The organism is Streptomyces nymphaeiformis, from assembly GCF_014203895.1.
GTDB lineage: Bacteria > Actinomycetota > Actinomycetes > Streptomycetales > Streptomycetaceae > Streptomyces > Streptomyces nymphaeiformis.
In genome coordinates, this window is record NZ_JACHJY010000014.1 from 47,001 (window position 1) to 63,581 (window position 16,581).

Consider the following 16,581-nt stretch of genomic DNA (forward strand, 5'->3'; position numbering starts at 1 on the left):
GGGGGAGGACATGCACGCACTTCCGGCGGGAGAGCTGCTGCGGCTGTGGGACGAGTGCCGGGACGCGTCCCCCCAGGCGCGTGCCCTCGACCTGGCCGCCGCGGTCGACGAGGGCACCGGTTCCGTCCCTCCGGCCGAGCGGCCCATCGGCCGCGTCATCGCGCTGCTGCTGCGCCTGCGGACCGCACTGGCCGGTCCGCGTCTGGCGGGCACGGTGGTCTGTCCGGGGTGCCGCGGGACGGTGGAGTTCCAGGCTTCGGCCGACGCTCTGCTCGCCCTCGAGGACAAGATCGTCGACGCTCCGCCGCCCCTGCTGCACGGTGGCTACGAGCTGGTCTGGCGGTGCCTCACGTACCGGGATCTCGAGGCGGTGGCCGAGCGGCCGGGGGCGGACGACCCGGACCTCGGCGCACGGCTGCTGCTCGAACGGTGCCTGCTGAGCCTGCGCCATGAGGAGCGCACCGTGGATCCTGCGTCCGTCGATCTGCCCGAGGCGGTGAGCGAAGCGCTGTCCGGGGCGATGTCTGCCGCGGACCCGCTCGCCGACGTGCTGGTCGATCTCACGTGTCCCGACTGCGCGCACGCGTTCACCGCCGACTTCGACGTGGCCGCGTTCGTCTGGGCCGAGCTCGAGTCCCGCGGCCGACAGCTGCTGCTCGACGTCGACGCGCTGGCCCGCTCCTACGGCTGGTCCGAGCCCGAGGTGCTCGCGCTGAGCGAGCGACGACGGGCGAGCTATCTCCGCATCGTCACAGGGGAACTGCCATGACCGATCTGCTGCGCCGGCTCGCCTCCCGGGCCACCGGACGGCATCACCGGCCCGCCACCGTGCCGCTCCTGCCGCCTCGCGGCGTCGCCGAGCGACCGCCCCGGGAACCCGTCGCACGCGGTGAGGGAACCGCTGCGGAGGAGGTACGGGAGGTGGCCGCGGCCTCACACGACAACGAGGCGTCCGCCCGGGGCCCTCTCACGGCCGGCGACCGGCCTGGCGTCGTGTCCGCGCCTCCCGTCCCGCTCCCCGTCGTCCTCCCCGCTCCCGGGGCCCCTCCCCCACCTGACCCTGGCACGTACGCCGTTCGGCGGGAAGCCGCCCCTGGCGTCGAGCGCCGTGTCGAGGCGGGTGGCACCGTGCCGCACGTGAGGCCGGCCGCCACGCCGGTCCCCGTCGCGCCCGCGACCATCCCCACTCCGGTCGTCCCCCCGGCCGCGCGGCCCTCCGCCGCTGACGACGGCACCGGCGGCCCGGAGCCGCACGACGAGCCGCAGCAGGAGCCGGTGCCGCGCCGACCGCGCCTCCGACCCGTGGCCCCCATCGACGACTCCGCGCGCCCGGCGAGGCATGCGGAGGCGCTCGGGATTCCCGTCGTCCGTCCCCTGCCGGTCCCTGTTCCGGTGCCGCCGGCCGTGGCTCCCCGTACCGCCGCCCACCCGGCTGTCGCCGCCGTCGCCGATCCGGCCCCCGCCGTCACGATCACCATCGGCAGGGTCGAGATCCGTGCGGTCCCTCCCGCCACGCACACGACCGCCCGGCCGGAGGCGGACAGTGCCCTCCCAGGCGGGTCGGGATCCGCCACGCTGTCTCTCGGCGACTTCCTCCGCGGCACCGGGGAGGCGCGATGAGCGCCCTGCCACCGCGGGTGCGGATCGTCGTCGACGAGGTCGTGCTGCGCGGCCTGACATCGGCCCAGGCCGGCTCCGTGGTGTCCGGCCTGGAGCGGGCGCTCGGCGCCCTCGCGGCCGCCGCCGACCCCGCGGCGCTCACCGGGCGCACCGTGCCCGTCGTGCGCCCCCGGCCCGCCCGTACCCCCGCGAACAGCGCCGCCGCGCTCGGGGCCCAGGCGGCGACCGCGATCTGGACGGCCCTGGGAGGTGAACGATGATCTCGCCCCGAGTCGTCAAGGGGGGCCTCGTCGAGGTGGACGCGACCACCGGCCGCGCCCTGCGGACGATCGCCCTCCAGTACAACCCGGACGCCCTCACCCGCACGGTCGCCGTGCAGGCCGCGGGCGGAGACGCCGGCCAGGCCCTGCGGCTGAAGGGCGTCGCCGTCGAGACGCTGCGTCTGGAGGCGGAGATCGACGCCACGGACCGGCTCGAGTTCCCCGCCGAGAACCCGGCCACGGTCGAGTTCGGCATCCATCCCCAGCTCGCCGCCCTGGAACTGCTGGTCAACCCGAGGGCCACCACACTCGTGGACAACGACGCCCTGGCCTCCAGGGGCATGCTGGAGGTCCTGCCCATGGAGACGCCACTGACGCTGTTCGTCTGGAGCAAGCAGCGCGTCGTACCGGTCCGCGTGACCGAGCTGTCGATCGCCGAGGAGGCCTTCGACACGGCGCTCAACCCGATCCGCGCCAAGGTCACCCTCGGCATGCGCGTGCTCTCCGTCGACGACCTCGGCTTCGCCCACCGCGGCGGAGCGCTGTTCATGGGCCACCTCCGCAACAAGGAGGCGCTGGCCGCCCGCGCCGGATCGGCCGCCCTGTCCGCCCTCGGCCTGGAGGCGATCTGAGATGCCCGACCCGCTCCAGGCACTCCTCGCGGCCGGTGCCGTCCCCACCGTGTCGCTGCCGCCGACCAGCCGCTACGCCGACGTCGGCGTCACCGCTCACGTCCGTCCGCCCGACCCCGGCGAGGAACCCGCGCCGCCCGTCCCGTACTTCCGCCGCCGGTTGTGTCCGTCCCCTGAGCGCTTCGCACTGCTCCACGAGTACGCGACGACGGCGGGCGACCGACGGGACCTGCTCGCCTCCGGTCTCCTCGGCGACCCGGAGCTGTGGTGGCGGCTCGCCGATGCCAACGGCGTCATCGACCCGGCCCGGATGACGCTGCCGCCGGGGCGCCGGCTGCGCGTCACCCTGGCCGAGGGCGTGCCGGGAGCCGCCGATGCGTGACCTGCCCCCGGGGCCCGTCCGGCTGCAGCTGTTCCTCGGCCCGGCCGTCCCGGTGCCCGCGCCCCGCTTCGTACTCGACGCGCTCACCGGTCTCAAGGTCGAGAGCGGCACCGGGGACGCGCAGAGCGGGTTCGAGCTGACCTTCTCGATCCCCAAGGACTCCCCTGTCCAGGCGTTCTTCCCGGTCACCGTGCCGGTGTTCCGGTGCGTCGTCGCGGTCACCGTGCGCGGTGTCACCGAGGTCCTCGTCGACGGCGTGGTGACCCACCAGGACATGACGGCGGCCGGGCCCACGTCGGTGCTCCACGTCAAGGGCAAGGACCTCAGCTACGTCATGAACCTGGTGCCCTTCGACGGCCTGCCCTACCCGGCGATGTCGCCGGCGGTGCGCGCCCTGACGGTCCTCGCGAAGTACGCGGCCCTGGGCTGCGCCCCCCTCGTGATCCCGAGCCTCCTGGAGGACGTGCCGATCCCGGTGGACCGCATCCCCGTCCACCAGGGCACCGACTACGAGTACCTCACGGCCCTCGCCAACGAGGTCGGCCACGTCTTCTACATCGAGCCCGGACCGGTGCCGGGGGTGAGCAAGGCGTACTGGGGACCGGAGATCCGGCTCGGAGCGCCGCAGCCCGCGCTCAACGTCGGCCTCGACGCAGCCCACGACAACGTCGCCACCCTCAACTTCACCTTCGACAAGGAGAAGAGGGAGATCCCCATCGTCGCGATCCAGGAACGCACGACCAAGGCCCCGCTCAACCTGCCCGTCCCCGACATCGCCCCCATCCGGCCTCCGCTCGGCCTCGTCCCCCCGATCCCGCCGAAGCTGCACCGCATGACGGACACCGCGAACCTCAGCCCGCTCGCCGCCGTGATGAAGGGCGTCGCGTACGCCGCCCAGCACTCCGACGCCGTGTTCGGCACCGGCACCCTCGACGTCGCGAAGTACGGCCACGTCCTGCGCCCCCGCAGGCTGGTCGGGGTGCGCGGGGCGGGAACCGCCTTCGACGGCCTCTACTACGTCACCCGCGTCACGCACGACATCCGGCGCGGCTCCTACACCCAGACCTTCTCGCTCGCCCGCAACGGCGTCGTCTCGACCGTCCCGGCGGTGCCCGTATGACCCAGACCCAGACCTCCGCCGTCACCGGCTACCTCGGCAAGTACCGCGGCACCGTCGCCAACAACGTCGACCCCCTCCAGATGGGCCGTATCCAGGCCCTCGTCCCCGACGTGTCCCCGAGCGTCTCCTCCTGGGCCATGCCCTGCCTTCCCCTCGCCGGGATCAACACCGGCGTCTTCACCGTGCCGCCCATCGGCTCCGGGGTCTGGATCGAGTACGAGCACGGTGACGCCGACCACCCCGTCTGGGTCGGCGGCTACTGGGGAAGCCCGGCCGAAGTCCCCCTGCTGTCCCACGCGGTGCCGCCCGGCGTCGCCGGCATCACCCTGCAGACCACCCTCAAGAACGGTCTGGTGATCAGCGACGCGCCCGGACCGACCGGCGGGATCCTGATCACCACCGCGACCGGGGCCATGATCTCGGTCAGCGACGTCGGCATCGTCATCAGCAACGGCAAGGGCGCGACGATCTCCATGACCGGACCGACCACCGACATCAACCTCGGCGCCCTGACGGTGGTGTGACCGATGCCCGGACCGATCCTCCACCTCGGCGCCACCGTCCTGTGCACCCATGCCGGACAGGCCACGCCCACCACGCCCTTCCCCCGGGTGACGGTCTCCGGGCAGCCCGTCGTCACCCTCGCCACCCCCTACGTGGTGGCCGGGTGCGGGCTGACCGGCACCCCCACCCCGCCGTGCGTCACCGCCCAGTGGCTCGCCGGAGCCGTACGCGTCCTCGCGGGAGGCACACCCGTCGCGCTGCAGTCCGGCACCTCGATGTGCACCCCCACCGGGACCCCACTCACCCCGCTGGCCGCCCAGACCCGGGCGATCGCCTCATGAGGGAGCCGGCATGACCATCGATCACCCCTACGACATCGGCGGCAGCGGACGCACGGCGACCACCGGTCCGGACGACCACGTGCGCGACATGATCGAGCAACTGCTGCTCACCTCACCCGGAGAGCGGGTCATGCGGCCCGACTTCGGGGCGGGTCTGCTGCAACTGGTCTTCGAACCGGGCGGCCCCGAAGCGGCTGCCACCACCCAGTACCTCGTGCAGAGCGCCCTGGAGCGGCACCTGGGCCACGTCCTGACCGCCGACCGGGTCGAGGTGGAGGCCGTCGACTCCGCCCTGCTGATCACCGTCTCGTACGTCGTCCTGCGCACCCGCACCCCCGCCGTCGCCACCTTCCACATCCCGGACGGCCGCCAGTGACCCGCTTCCCGTGTGCCAAGCCGCACCGCCTGCTCGCCCTCCAGCAGGCCGGGGCCCTCAGCAGCCTCAACGCCATCGAGTACATCGAGGTGCTCGACACCGCCGCGCCCCACCAGGAGCTGCGCCAACGGGTCCTGTACGTCCGCCTCGTGCGGCCCGTGCCCGCCGGACTCGACCGGAACAACGTCGTCATCGACGGCGGCGAGCGCGTCCCGACCGTGACCGTCGACTGGGCCGCGGCGGGCAACCACCCCGACACGCCGCCCGAACTGGTCGTCGGCATCGACGAACCCGACCACGTCCTCGTCGTCCGCACCGCGGAGCGCGGGGACTTCTCGACCTACCGACTGCGGCTCGTCGCCGACCCGGCATCGGACCTCCCGCCGGCCGGCTTCGACCCACAGCTCGCCGGGGCCGAGTTCGCGTTCAAGGTCGAATGCCCGAGCGACTTCGACTGCGCCCCGGCCGACACGTGCGTGCCCGAGCCGCCCGCCACCCCCGCGATCGACTACCTCGCCAAGGACTACCAGGGCTTCCGGCGGCTGATGCTGGACCGCATCTCGCTGCTCGCACCCGAGTGGACCGAGCGCAACCCGGCGGACGTCGGGACCGCCCTCGTGGAGCTGCTCGCCTATGCGGCCGACGAGCTGTCCTACCGCCAGGACGCCATCGCGACCGAGGCCTACCTCGGGACCGCCCGGAGCCGGATCTCGATGCGCCGGCACGCCCGGCTCGTGGACTACCGCGTCCACGAGGGATGCAACGCCCGCGTCTGGGTGCGGATCGGCGTCAAGGCCGGCACGGCGGTGGAGCTGCCCGCCGGCACCCCGCTCCTCACGACGGTGCGGGACGTGCCGGCGCGGGTGGGGCCCGGCTCGCCGGAACTCCGGGCAGCCCTCGCCGCCCGGCCCGTTGTGTTCGAGACCGTCGAAGCGGCCCTCCTGCACTCCGATCTGGCCGCGATGCGCTTCCACACCTGGGGCGACCAGGGCTGCTGCCTGCCCACGGGAGCGACGTCCGCGACGCTGCGAGGCGACCATCCGCAGCTGAGGGCCGGAGACGTCCTGGTGCTCGCCGAGACCGTGTCGCCGACCACCCGTCGGGCCGTCGACGCCGACCCGACCCGGCGGTGGGCCGTCCGCCTCGTCGACGTCCGGAGCTCGGAGGACCCGGCGGGCGGTCTCTTCGAGAATCCGCCGACCTCCGGTCCGCTGCCGGTGACCGAGATCGCCTGGCACGAGGAGGACGCCCTGCCGTTCCCGCTCTGCCTCGGCGTCGTCGAGGGAGCCCTGGAGACCGCGCGTGCCTGGGGGAACATCGTCCTCGCCGACCACGGGCAGAGCGTCTCCGGCCCGGGCGGGACCGGCGAACCGCTCGGCGAGGTTCCGGCGCCCCGTCTGGTGCGGGTGCCCCGGCCGGGCCAGGCTGGCGCCATGCCGCCGGGCGCGGTACCGGCCCGCTACCGCCCCACGCTCGCCAGGGGCCCGTTGACGCACGCCAACGCCCATCCGGCCCCGACCCTGTTCCGGCAGGCCGCCACCCCGGCCCTCCTCGCCGAGCTGACCGATCTCACGTACGAGCAGGAACTGCAGACGCTGCTGGTTTCCCACGGACGGCAGCCGGCGGGCAGGACGGTCACCGTCCGCGGCGCCGCCCCCCTCTGGTCGATCAGCGACGGTACGACCGTCCTGCGCGTCGCCCTCGCCGGGGACGAGCTGCTCGTGTCGGAGCAGGCCCGGTCCGCGTCCGCCGTCCCCGCCGCCGAGCCCCGCACGGCACGGCCGGCCATCGACCTCGTCGGCGATCTGGGCGGCGACCACCGGGACTGGCAGGTCCGGCCCGACCTGCTGGACAGCGCGGCGGCGGCCGTCGACTTCACCGTCGAGGCCGAGCACGACGGCACCGTACGGCTGCGCTTCGGGGACGACGAACACGGGATGCGCCCCAAGGAGGGCACGCGGTTCTTCGCCCGGTATCGCGTGGGCAACGGCCGCGCGGGCAACGTGGGCGCGGAGTCGATCACCCACGCGGTGACGGCCGACGACGGCGTCGAATCCGTGTCCAATCCGCTGCCCGCCGCCGGCGGGACCGATCCCGAGTCCGCCGGGGAGATCCGCCGCGACGCGCCGCAGGCCTTCGCCGTCCAGGAGCGCGCGGTCACCGAGGCCGACTGGGCCGAGGTCACCGAACGCGTCGGCGCCGTGCAGCGCGCGGCGGCGACCTTCCGGTGGACGGGCTCCTGGCACACCGTGTTCGTCACCGCCGACCGGCGCGGCGGCAAGCCCGTGGACGCGGACTACGAGCGGGACCTGCGCGCCCGGCTCGAAAGGTACCGGCCGGCCGGCTACGACCTGGAGGTGGACGGTCCCGTGTTCGTACCGCTGGAGATCGGGCTTCGGGTGTGCGTGGAGCGCACCCATCTGCGGTCCGACGTCGCGGCGGCCGTGCTCGCCCGGCTCGGCGACTCCACGCTGCCGGGCGGCGGGCGCGGCCTGTTCCACCCGGACCGCCTCACCTTCGGCCGGCCCGTGCACCTGTCCACGGTCCTCGCCGAGGTGCACGCCGTGCCCGGTGTGGAGTCGGTGGACGTCCACACCTTCCAGCGGCAGCGCCTCCCGGAGACCAACGGCCTGGAGAGCGGCGTCCTGGAGATGGGGCGCCTGGAGATCGCCCGTCTGGACAACGACCCGAACTTCCCCGAGCGCGGCATGCTCGACCTCACCCTGGGAGGCGGACGATGACCGGGACGATCCCCACCGGAACCGAAGGGAGCTGCGGCTGCTGCTCGGGCACCTCCGCGCGCACCCCCGGCACCCTCGGCAACCGGCCCGGGCTGACGGAGATCGCCTACCGGAGCGGTGTGCACGGCGACTTCCGGTCGAGCATGGTCACCGCCCTCTCGGACGCGCGCCGCCCCCGGCTGTCCCGGCTGCTCACCCGCGACCCCGGCGATCCGACGATCGCGCTCATCGACGCCTGGGCGGTCGTCTGCGACGTCCTGACCTTCTACAACGAGCGTCTCGCCCACGAGTCGTACCTGCGCACCGCCACCGAACGCGTCTCGCTCCAGGAGCTCGGCCGGCTCGTGGCGTACCGCCTCTCGCCCGGCGTGGCGGCCGAGACCCATCTCGCCTTCTCCCTGGAGAAGCCTCCGCAGGCCGGGCAGCCGACCGGGCTTCCCCCGGACCCCGGCCTGCTCCCCCCTGCGCCGCCCACGGCCGTCGAACTGCCCAGCGGGATCAGGGTCCAGAGCGTGCCGGGGCCCGGCGAGCTCCCCCAGCTGTTCGAGACGGTGGAGGAGCTCCCCGCGCGCGCCGAGTGGAACGCCCTGCCGGTCGTCCCCACCAAGCCCCACCTGCCGGTCAAGGGCCGAGTCGACGCCTGGTTCGACGGCGACGTGCTCCCCGTCCGGGTCGGGGACGCCGTCCTCTTCGCGAGCGACGACCTGGCGCACGACAAGTGGGACGTGCGCCTGGTGACGGACGTCGAACCGGACCCGCCGCACCGTCGCACGTACGTCCGCTGGGACCGGGGGCTCGGCTCGGACGCCCCGTACAACGAACCGGCCACCCGGCCGGACGCCTTCGTGCTGCGCAGGCGGCTGCGGGTCTTCGGCCACAACGCGCCGGTGTGGGCGGCGATGAACAAGGAGTTCCGCCATGGGTACGTGATCGCCCACGGGGGGCAGGAGGAGGACAAGGAGTGGCCGGGCTTCGCCGCGGTGACCGAGTCCTCCGCGTCCGGGGAGCTCCTCACCGTCGTCGACCTCGACGGATCGCAGCCCGACGTCGTGACCGGATCCTGGGTCGTGCTGTCCCAGGAGCACGTCGACCAGGAGACCGCCTTCTACCGCGAGCTCTACAGGGTGGTGGACCGGACCGAGTTCTCCCGCTCCGAATTCGCCGTATCGGGCACCGTCACCCGGCTGACCCTGAAGGGCGAGCAGCCCCCCTCGGACAGGAAGCGGGCCGACGGCCCCGTGTTCCGGACCCCGCGCGACGTGACCGTCCTCGCCGTGTCCGAACCGCTCACGGTCGTCGAAGCACCCGACACGGCCCCCGTGACCGCGCGCACCCTCCTCGTCGAGGGCGACGCGACCGCGATGCTCCCGGGGCGCAGGCTCGTCCTGTCCGGTCGCCTCGACGGCGGGACGAAGGCACCGACGGCCGAGGTCGTCGTCCTCGACTCGGTGCGCGCCCAGGGATCCCGGACCCTGGTCACGCTCACCGCTCCGCCCCTGCACGCCTACGAACGGGCGACCGCCGCCCTGTTCGGGAACGTCGTGAAGGCCACCCAGGGCGAGACCGTGCATCAGGTCCTCGGCGACGGCGACGCCCGCCGTCCCTTCCAGACGATGCCGCTGCTGCACGGCCCGCTCACGCACGTCCGTGCCGACACCCCGCAGGGCTTCGCCTCCACCCTCAGCGTCCGGGCCGACGAGGTCGCCTGGCGCGAACTGCCCACCCTGTACGGGGCGGAGCCCGGCGACCGGGTCTTCACCACCCGCGACGAACCCGACGGCACCGTGGTGGTGGCGTTCGGCGACGGTGTACGTGGGGCCCGGCTGCCCTCCGGATCGCACAACGTCCGTGCCACCTACCGCAAGGGCACGGGACTCGCGGGCAACCTTCCGGCCGACCGGTTGTCCCAGCTCATGGACCGGCCCCTGGGCGTCAAGGCCGCCACCAACCCGGTCGTGGCCGACGGCGGCGTCGACCCCGAGGACGAGGCGCACGCCCGCGCCTCCGTGCCCCTCGCCACCCGCACCCTCGGCCGTGCGGTCTCTCTGCGCGACTACGCCGACTTCGCGCTCGCCTTCGCCGGGATCACCCTGGCCCGGGCCGACGTGCTGCGGCTCCGGACCGGCCGGACGATCGTCGTCAGCGTCTGCGGACCCGGGGGCGCGGCGGCACCCGACGTCACCGTCGCCCACCTCACGGCGGCCCTGCGCAGATACGGCGACCCCCTGACCCGCGTCGAGGTCCTCCCCGCACGCCAGGCCCGGTTCCACCTCGGCCTCAAGGTGCGGGTGGATCCCGCCCGCGAGCCGAAAACCGTGCTCGCCGCCGTCGAGACGGCGCTGCGCGCCGCCTACGCACCCCTCGCCCGCGGCCTCGCCACACCGGTGCACCGCTCCCAGGTGGTGGCCGTCGCGGCCGCCGTGCCGGGCGTCGTCGCCGTGGACCTGGACGCGCTGTACCGCGACCACCTCGGTCTGGAGAGCCGGCTCCTCGCCGCGGAGGCCTCGGTCGACACCCGTGGCAGGGCGGTCGCGGCCGAGCTGCTCGCCCTCTCCGAAGCTCCCTTCGACCGGCTGCAGGAGATGCCGTGACCACACCTCAGCCCGAACCCACCGCCGCCGACCGGCTGTACGCCCTGCTGCCGGAGGTGTACCGGCTGCGCGACGCCGAACGGGGCGGCGTGCTGCGCGAGTTCGTCGAGGTCCTCGCCACCCAGCTGGCGGTCCTCGAGGAGGATCTGGAGCAGCTCTACGACGACCAGTTCATCGAGACCTGCGCCCCCTGGGTGGCGCCGTACATCGGCGACCTCATCGGTTATCGCCCGCTTCACGGTGTGGCGGACAAGGTGCGCTCGCCGCGCGCCGAGGTCGCCCACACGATGGCCTACCGCCGCCGCAAGGGCACGGCCGCCGTGGTGGAGCAGCTGGCCCGGGACGTCACCGGCTGGCCGGCCCGCGCCGTGGAGTTCTTCGAACGCCTCGTGACCACCCAGTACATGAACCACACCAGGCTCCACGCGCGCGCCACCCCCACGATGCGGGACCAGGAAGCGCTGTCCTGGGGCACGCTGATGAACGGGGCCTTCGACGACCTGGCCCACACCGCCGACGTACGGGCCATCGCGCCCCGGCCGTCCCGCCGCGCCGGCCGGTACGGCATCCCGAACGTCGGCATCTTCCTGTGGCGCACCGTGGCCGTGCGCCTCGACCGCACGCCGCTCACCCCCCATGCCCCAGGTGACGGGCGCCGCTTCCGCATCGACACGCTGGGCAGCGACGCGCGGCTGTTCGGCGCGCCGCGCACCGAGGAGGAGATCACCCACCTCGCCGAGCCCGAGGACGTGCCTCTGCCGCTCACCCGCCGCCGGCTCGCCGCCCGTCTCGACGCCTCGTACGGGAGCGAGCGCGACCTCCTGCTGTCGAAGGGGGTCCGGAACGCCACCGGCGCGTGGGAGTTCACCCCCGTGCGGGCCGCCGACATCACCGTCTGCGACCTGTCCGACCTGCCCGACGGCTCCGGCGCGTGGGCGCACGAACCCGCGGCGGGCAAGGTAGCGGTCGACCCGGAACTCGGACGGGTGTTCTTCGGCACGGCCGTCCCCGGGACCACCAAACCGGTCGCCACCCACCACTACGGCCTCGCCGTGCCCCTGGCTGCCCGGGGTTCGGCGCGCGGCGAGGCGGCGACGCCCCTGCCTCTGCCGCACCGCAAGGTCGCCGACGGGGAGGCCCAGCAGGCGGTGCTCGACGGGCTCGCCGGCGGGGGAACGCTGCGGATCACCGACTCCGACCGGTACGAGGACCTGCGTACCGTGCGCACCACGACGGCTGCGGCGGGCGGTTCCGACACGGTCGTGTGGGTACGGGCCGAGGACGGCGTCCGCCCCACGCTCGCCGTCCCGGGCGGTCTGCGCCTCGCGATGGCCCCGCGCACCACGGTCGTCCTCGACGGGCTCCTGGTCACCGGGGGCCCGGTCGTCCTGGAGGAACAGGGCGACGGAGGCAACCGGACCGTGGAGCTGAACGACTGCACCCTGGTCCCCGGTCAGAGCAGGACCGAGGCCGGGCAGCCGGCGCACCCCGAGAGGGCCTCGCTCCTGATCCTCGACCCCTTCGCCACCGTACGACTGAACCGGTGCGTCCTCGGGCCGATCGTCGCCGTGGAAGGCGCCGACATCACGCTCACCGACTGTGTCGTCGACGCCTCGGCGCCGAAGGCCGTCGCCTTTTGCGGGCGTCCCGAACCGGCCGACGGCGGCCCGCACACCGTCCCCGACGAGGCCGCACAGGCCACGGGGGACGGCGCCGTGCCCGGAGGCCGCCTCCATCTGCGCGAGTGCACCGTCATCGGCGGCATCCACGCCGACGTGCTCGACGCGTCCAACTCGCTGCTGGTCGCCGTGCGTGCCCCGGGAGACGTCCGGGAGGCCGCCGTATGGGCCCGGCGGCGCCAGGAGGGCTGTCTGCGCTTCAGCTACGTGCCGGAGGACTCGCGCACGGGTCGCCGTTACCGCTGCCGCCCGGACCCCGCAGATCCGCCCGGCACCCGGCGCGCCGACCGCCCGCATTTCACCTCGCTCCGTTTCGGCGACCCCGCGTACGCCCAGCTCGGCACCGCCACGCCGGACACCGTCCGGCGCGGTGCCGACGACGAGAGCGAGATGGGCGCGACCCATCTGCTGTTCACACCGCGGCGGGAGAGCGATCTCCTGCTGCGGCTCGACGAGTACCTCCGCTTCGGACTCGAAGCGGGCTTCTTCTACGCGACCTGAGCAAGGAGGCCTCCCGATGGGAGCCGATCTGAGCCGCGTGCGGTTCGACGCGCTGCGCGACCACTCCGGCGTCGTCATGCAGCAGGGCCGACTGCTGCTCGACTCCGACTGGAACGAGTTCGTGGCGATCGTCGACCGCAGACTGCGCGCCGCCGCCGCCGACCTCGGCACCCCCGGAGTCGCGGAGGGGTTCTCCGGCGTCGCCGTGGTCCCCCGTACGACCCCCGACGCCTTCCGGATCACGAGCTCGGCGGACGGCATCGCCATCGGCCGCGGCCGCATGTACGTCGACGGCCTGATGGCGGAGAACCACGGCACGGGCGACGAGATCGCCTTCGACCCGCTGCTCGCCGGCCCGGCACGCACGAAGGACACCCCGTACGGGAACCAGCCGTACTGGGCGGCCCCGACAGCGCTGCCGACCACCGGCACGCACGTGGTGTATCTGGACGTGTGGCAGCGCGAGGTCACCCCGCTCCAGGCCCGCGACCTGGTCGAGGAGGCCGTGGGGGTCGACACCACCGCCCGCACGCAGACCGTGTGGCGGGTCCGCGTGCACGAACCCGACACCCCCGATGTCGGCTGCGGCACCAGGGACGAGGACATCCCCGGCTGGGCCGAGGTCATCGCCCCCTCCGCCGGCCGGCTCACCACCGGCACGATCCCGGTGGCTGCGGACGACAACCCGTGCGTGCTGCCGCCCTCCGGTGACTACCGCGGGCTCGAGAACCAGACCTACCGGGTGGAGGTCCACGAAGGCGGAGCCGCCGGCACCGCCACGTTCAAGTGGTCCCGTGACAACGGCTCGGTCGCGATGCGGGTCGTGGAGGTGCTGGCGCAGGACCGGCTGCGGCCCGAGCACCTGGGCCGGGACTCGGTGCTCGGGCTCCGCGAGCAGGACTGGGTGGAGATCCTCGACGACCAGCAGGAACTCGACGAGCGGCCCGGCCACATGCGCCGGATCGCCGAGGTGCACGACGACGGAACGATCACCATCGCCCCTCCGCTCCCGGCCGAGCTGGTCGTGACGCCCGAGGAGGCACTCCGGCGGAACCTGCTGATCCGCCGCTGGGACCACACGGGCACGATCAGGAGTGCGCAGGGTGCCGTGGTCGACGACCTCGACGCCCCGGGCTCCACCGGGGCCATCAAGGTGCCGACGGGAAACGTGCCCGTCGTGCTCGAACACGGCATCACCGTGACGCTCGACGCTCCTGGTGGTGTGTTCCGCACCGGCGATCACTGGATCTTCACCGCGCGCACCACCACCGCCACCGTCGAGAAGCTGGACGCGGCACCCCCGCTCGGCGTCCACCACCACTACGCCCGCCTGGCCGTCGTCACGTTCCCCTCCACCGTCCACGACTGCCGCACCCTGTGGCCGGATGCCGGAGGCTGTGGCGACTGCACGGTCTGCGTGACCCCGGAGTCGCACGCCAAGGGGGTCCTGACCGTGCAGGCGGCGGTGGACTCGGTCGCGGAGGAGGGAGGCACGGTCTGCCTCGCGCCGGGTGTCTACCACCTCGTCGAAGGACCCGTACGGATGTGGAGGGCACGGTCGGTGCGTATCCACGGGCAGGGAACCGGCACCCTGCTCATCGGCGAGAGCGGGGCCTTCGACATCGACCACTCGGCCTTCATCACCCTGGAGGACCTCACGGTCATCTCCACCGGCGGCTCTCCGGCGATCCGGTTCGCCGTCACGGCCGCGGTCACCGCCCGACGGCTCACCGCGCTGGCGATCGGCGGCGGAGAGGACGGCGGGACGGGCACCGCCTTCGAACTGTCGGGCGCGTCCCTGCGGACCAGGATCCTGGACTGCGACATCATCGGCCGGAACGGGGTCGAGGCCCAGGAGTACATGGATGATGACGGCGAGGGCATCAGGGCCCACCTGCTGACGGCCGGTCTGGAGATCACCGACAACCGGATGATGTGCTTCTCGGCGGGCGTGCAGTTCCGTGGCAGCACGGCGCACGTCCTCCGCAACACCATCCGCGGCAACACGGTGCTGTTCACGCACAGCGCGGGGCTCCGGTTGCGCGGCGTCCTCTCACCCCGGGCCTCCTTCGACATCGTCGACAACCGCGTGGAGGCCGACGGGGTCGGCATCGAGGTGGGCGCGAGCGGGTACACCGTCCGGGACAACACCATCGTCGGCACCCCGGAGCCGGACCCCGGCCCGTCCCAGGGGATCGCCGTGCGGCGCGGAGTGGCCGGCGTACTGCGCGGCACCACCCGCATCGCGGGCAACCGCATCCGCCGGGTCATGGGTCCTGGCATCGTCGTGCGCGTCCCGACGGGCGACCTCGACATCTCGCACAACACCATCGAACGGGCCGTCGAGGGCATCGTGGTCACCGAGCGCGGCAGGTCGGCCGATGCCGTGATCGTCGGCAACACGCTGCGGGACATCGTTCCGCGCCCGTACGGGAACCCTCCCGAGAGCGTCCACGCCATCCGGCTCGTCGGCGCGCCCCACGCCCTCGTCGCATCCAACACCGTCTCCAACGTCACCACGCCCTCCCCCGACGACGGAAACGGCGACGGAAACGGCGGCGGCGGTCCGGAACGGAAGACCGGTGTGGCCGTGCTGGCCTGCCGGGAGTCCCGGGTCCACGGCAACAACGTCGAGTCGGTCGGCCAGTCCGAGTGGAGCGAGAACGACCGGTACCTCGGCATCCACGTCGCCGTCTTCTGCCGCAGCACGATCGAGAGCAACGTCTGCCGGCGGATCCCCGAGGACGTCGACTACGACGGCCACCCCCCGTGGAGCGGCCTGCTGGTGGGCGACGACTGGGACGGGGACGGCGAGCCCCCGAGCTTCCGCACCGCGCACATCGGCCCGTACGTCTCCGTCGTCGGTGCCAGGGTCTCGCACCTGATCGGCCCGAACACCGCCTTCACCCACACCTCGGACGACCTCAGTCTGATCGTCTCCACCAACACCTTCACCGGCGGTGCCCAGTACCCGGCGGCGCGGATCGAGATGACCGGAGACGCCGTCGTCTCCGCCAACCAGTTCCGCCAGCACGGCGACTCGGATCCCGCCGCGCTCACCGTGCGGGCCACCACCGCGACCGTGACCGGCAACCGCGCGAGGGGCGGCATTCCGTCGATCTACTTCCACGTCCCGCCGCAGTGGGTCGCCGTGCTCGGCAACATCACCACCGGCGGCATCGGCCCGGACGACCCCATGGACCCCGACAGCATCGCCACCAAGTGGCTGGACCTCAATGTCAAGGGCGTGCTCTGACAGCGGGACCGGACCCCGCTCCCCGGCCTCTGTCGACTCACCCACCCGCCCCCCGGAAGGACCCCGCACCGATGCCGATCGTCGTCGTCGAGCAGGAGAAGACCCTCGCCGCCCTCACCACAAGGCTTCTGAAAGCCAGAACGGCCAAGGCTGCGAAGGAGAAGGCCGCGCAGGCGATCCGCGAGGCCAATCCGGGCCTCGACCTCGACCATCTGCGACCAGGAATGATCGTCGTCGTGCCACGGCTGGCGGAGGCGAGCGACGAGGACGACGACCTCGTCGACCAGAGTCTGGACCTCTTCCTCGCGGAGGTGAGGGCAGAAGTCGACACGCTCCTCGACGCCGCCAACGACTCCCTGGCGTCGGAGAAGGAGGAGCTGGAGACGACGGCCAAGGTGCTCGACGTCATGGAAGTCCAGCAGGCGGCCCAGAACGACCCCGTGCTCCAGAACAACCTGGAGAGTCTGCGCAGCTCGATCGAAGGCGACCAGGAGGCCGCCGCGGAGAACACCGACACCCTGCTCAACGGCATCGAGCAGTGGTACACCGATCTCGACGACCTGAGCACGCTGTGGTGA

Annotated in this window: 14 protein-coding genes; all 14 read left to right on the top strand. The window is 73.2% G+C overall.

The features are described from left to right. The first annotated feature begins 10 nt into the window (after positions 1-10). The 14 genes from GGE06_RS37745 (at position 11) to GGE06_RS37810 (ending at position 16,581) form a co-directional block, all read left to right on the top strand. Complete coding sequence (locus GGE06_RS37745; RefSeq protein ID WP_184932929.1) at positions 11-769, top strand: hypothetical protein; 759 nt, start codon at positions 11-13, stop codon at positions 767-769. 368 nt (positions 770-1,137) lie between these two features. Further along, positions 1,138-1,620, top strand: coding sequence for a hypothetical protein (locus GGE06_RS37750; RefSeq protein ID WP_184932930.1), 483 nt, complete (start codon positions 1,138-1,140; stop codon positions 1,618-1,620). Further along, positions 1,617-1,880: a hypothetical protein gene (locus tag GGE06_RS37755; RefSeq protein WP_184932931.1), complete on the top strand. Its 264-nt coding sequence runs from the start codon at positions 1,617-1,619 to the stop codon at positions 1,878-1,880. The genes GGE06_RS37750 and GGE06_RS37755 overlap by 4 nt, the downstream gene beginning before the upstream one ends. Continuing rightward, positions 1,877-2,512 carry a hypothetical protein gene (locus GGE06_RS37760; protein ID WP_116164949.1) on the top strand — a complete coding sequence of 212 codons (636 nt, stop codon included), beginning with the start codon at positions 1,877-1,879 and terminating at the stop codon, positions 2,510-2,512. Before GGE06_RS37755 ends, GGE06_RS37760 begins: the two co-directional genes overlap by 4 nt. Position 2,513: 1 nt before the next feature. Continuing rightward, positions 2,514-2,894, top strand: coding sequence for a LysM domain-containing protein (locus GGE06_RS37765; RefSeq protein WP_116164947.1), 381 nt, complete (start codon positions 2,514-2,516; stop codon positions 2,892-2,894). Next, the gene (locus tag GGE06_RS37770; protein ID WP_116164945.1) at positions 2,887-4,014 is read left to right on the top strand and encodes a hypothetical protein; all 1,128 of its coding nucleotides are present in this window, start codon (positions 2,887-2,889) and stop codon (positions 4,012-4,014) included. The genes GGE06_RS37765 and GGE06_RS37770 overlap by 8 nt, the downstream gene beginning before the upstream one ends. Continuing rightward, positions 4,011-4,538 carry a phage baseplate assembly protein V gene (locus tag GGE06_RS37775; protein WP_116164943.1) on the top strand — a complete coding sequence of 176 codons (528 nt, stop codon included), beginning with the start codon at positions 4,011-4,013 and terminating at the stop codon, positions 4,536-4,538. The genes GGE06_RS37770 and GGE06_RS37775 overlap by 4 nt, the downstream gene beginning before the upstream one ends. A 3-nt stretch (positions 4,539-4,541) precedes the next feature. Then, a complete protein-coding gene (locus tag GGE06_RS37780) occupies positions 4,542-4,859 on the top strand; it encodes a hypothetical protein (RefSeq protein ID WP_116164941.1) in 318 nt (105 codons plus the stop codon). Positions 4,860-4,869: 10 nt separating this feature from the next. Continuing rightward, entirely contained in the window at positions 4,870-5,235 is a 366-nt protein-coding gene (locus tag GGE06_RS37785; RefSeq protein WP_116164939.1) for a GPW/gp25 family protein, read from the top strand. Further along, positions 5,232-7,976, top strand: a complete 2,745-nt coding sequence (locus GGE06_RS37790) for a putative baseplate assembly protein (protein ID WP_116164937.1) — start codon at positions 5,232-5,234, stop codon at positions 7,974-7,976. Before GGE06_RS37785 ends, GGE06_RS37790 begins: the two co-directional genes overlap by 4 nt. After that, positions 7,973-10,567 (top strand): putative baseplate assembly protein, encoded by a 2,595-nt coding sequence (locus GGE06_RS37795; RefSeq protein WP_184932932.1) that lies wholly within the window; start codon positions 7,973-7,975, stop codon positions 10,565-10,567. Before GGE06_RS37790 ends, GGE06_RS37795 begins: the two co-directional genes overlap by 4 nt. Beyond that, positions 10,564-12,747 (top strand): hypothetical protein, encoded by a 2,184-nt coding sequence (locus GGE06_RS37800; RefSeq protein ID WP_184932933.1) that lies wholly within the window; start codon positions 10,564-10,566, stop codon positions 12,745-12,747. The genes GGE06_RS37795 and GGE06_RS37800 overlap by 4 nt, the downstream gene beginning before the upstream one ends. A gap of 16 nt (positions 12,748-12,763) precedes the next feature. Next, on the top strand, positions 12,764-16,003 hold the full coding sequence (locus tag GGE06_RS37805; protein WP_184932934.1) for a DUF6519 domain-containing protein: 3,240 nt from the start codon (positions 12,764-12,766) through the stop codon (positions 16,001-16,003). A gap of 71 nt (positions 16,004-16,074) precedes the next feature. Then, on the top strand, positions 16,075-16,581 hold the full coding sequence (locus GGE06_RS37810; RefSeq protein WP_116164930.1) for a hypothetical protein: 507 nt from the start codon (positions 16,075-16,077) through the stop codon (positions 16,579-16,581).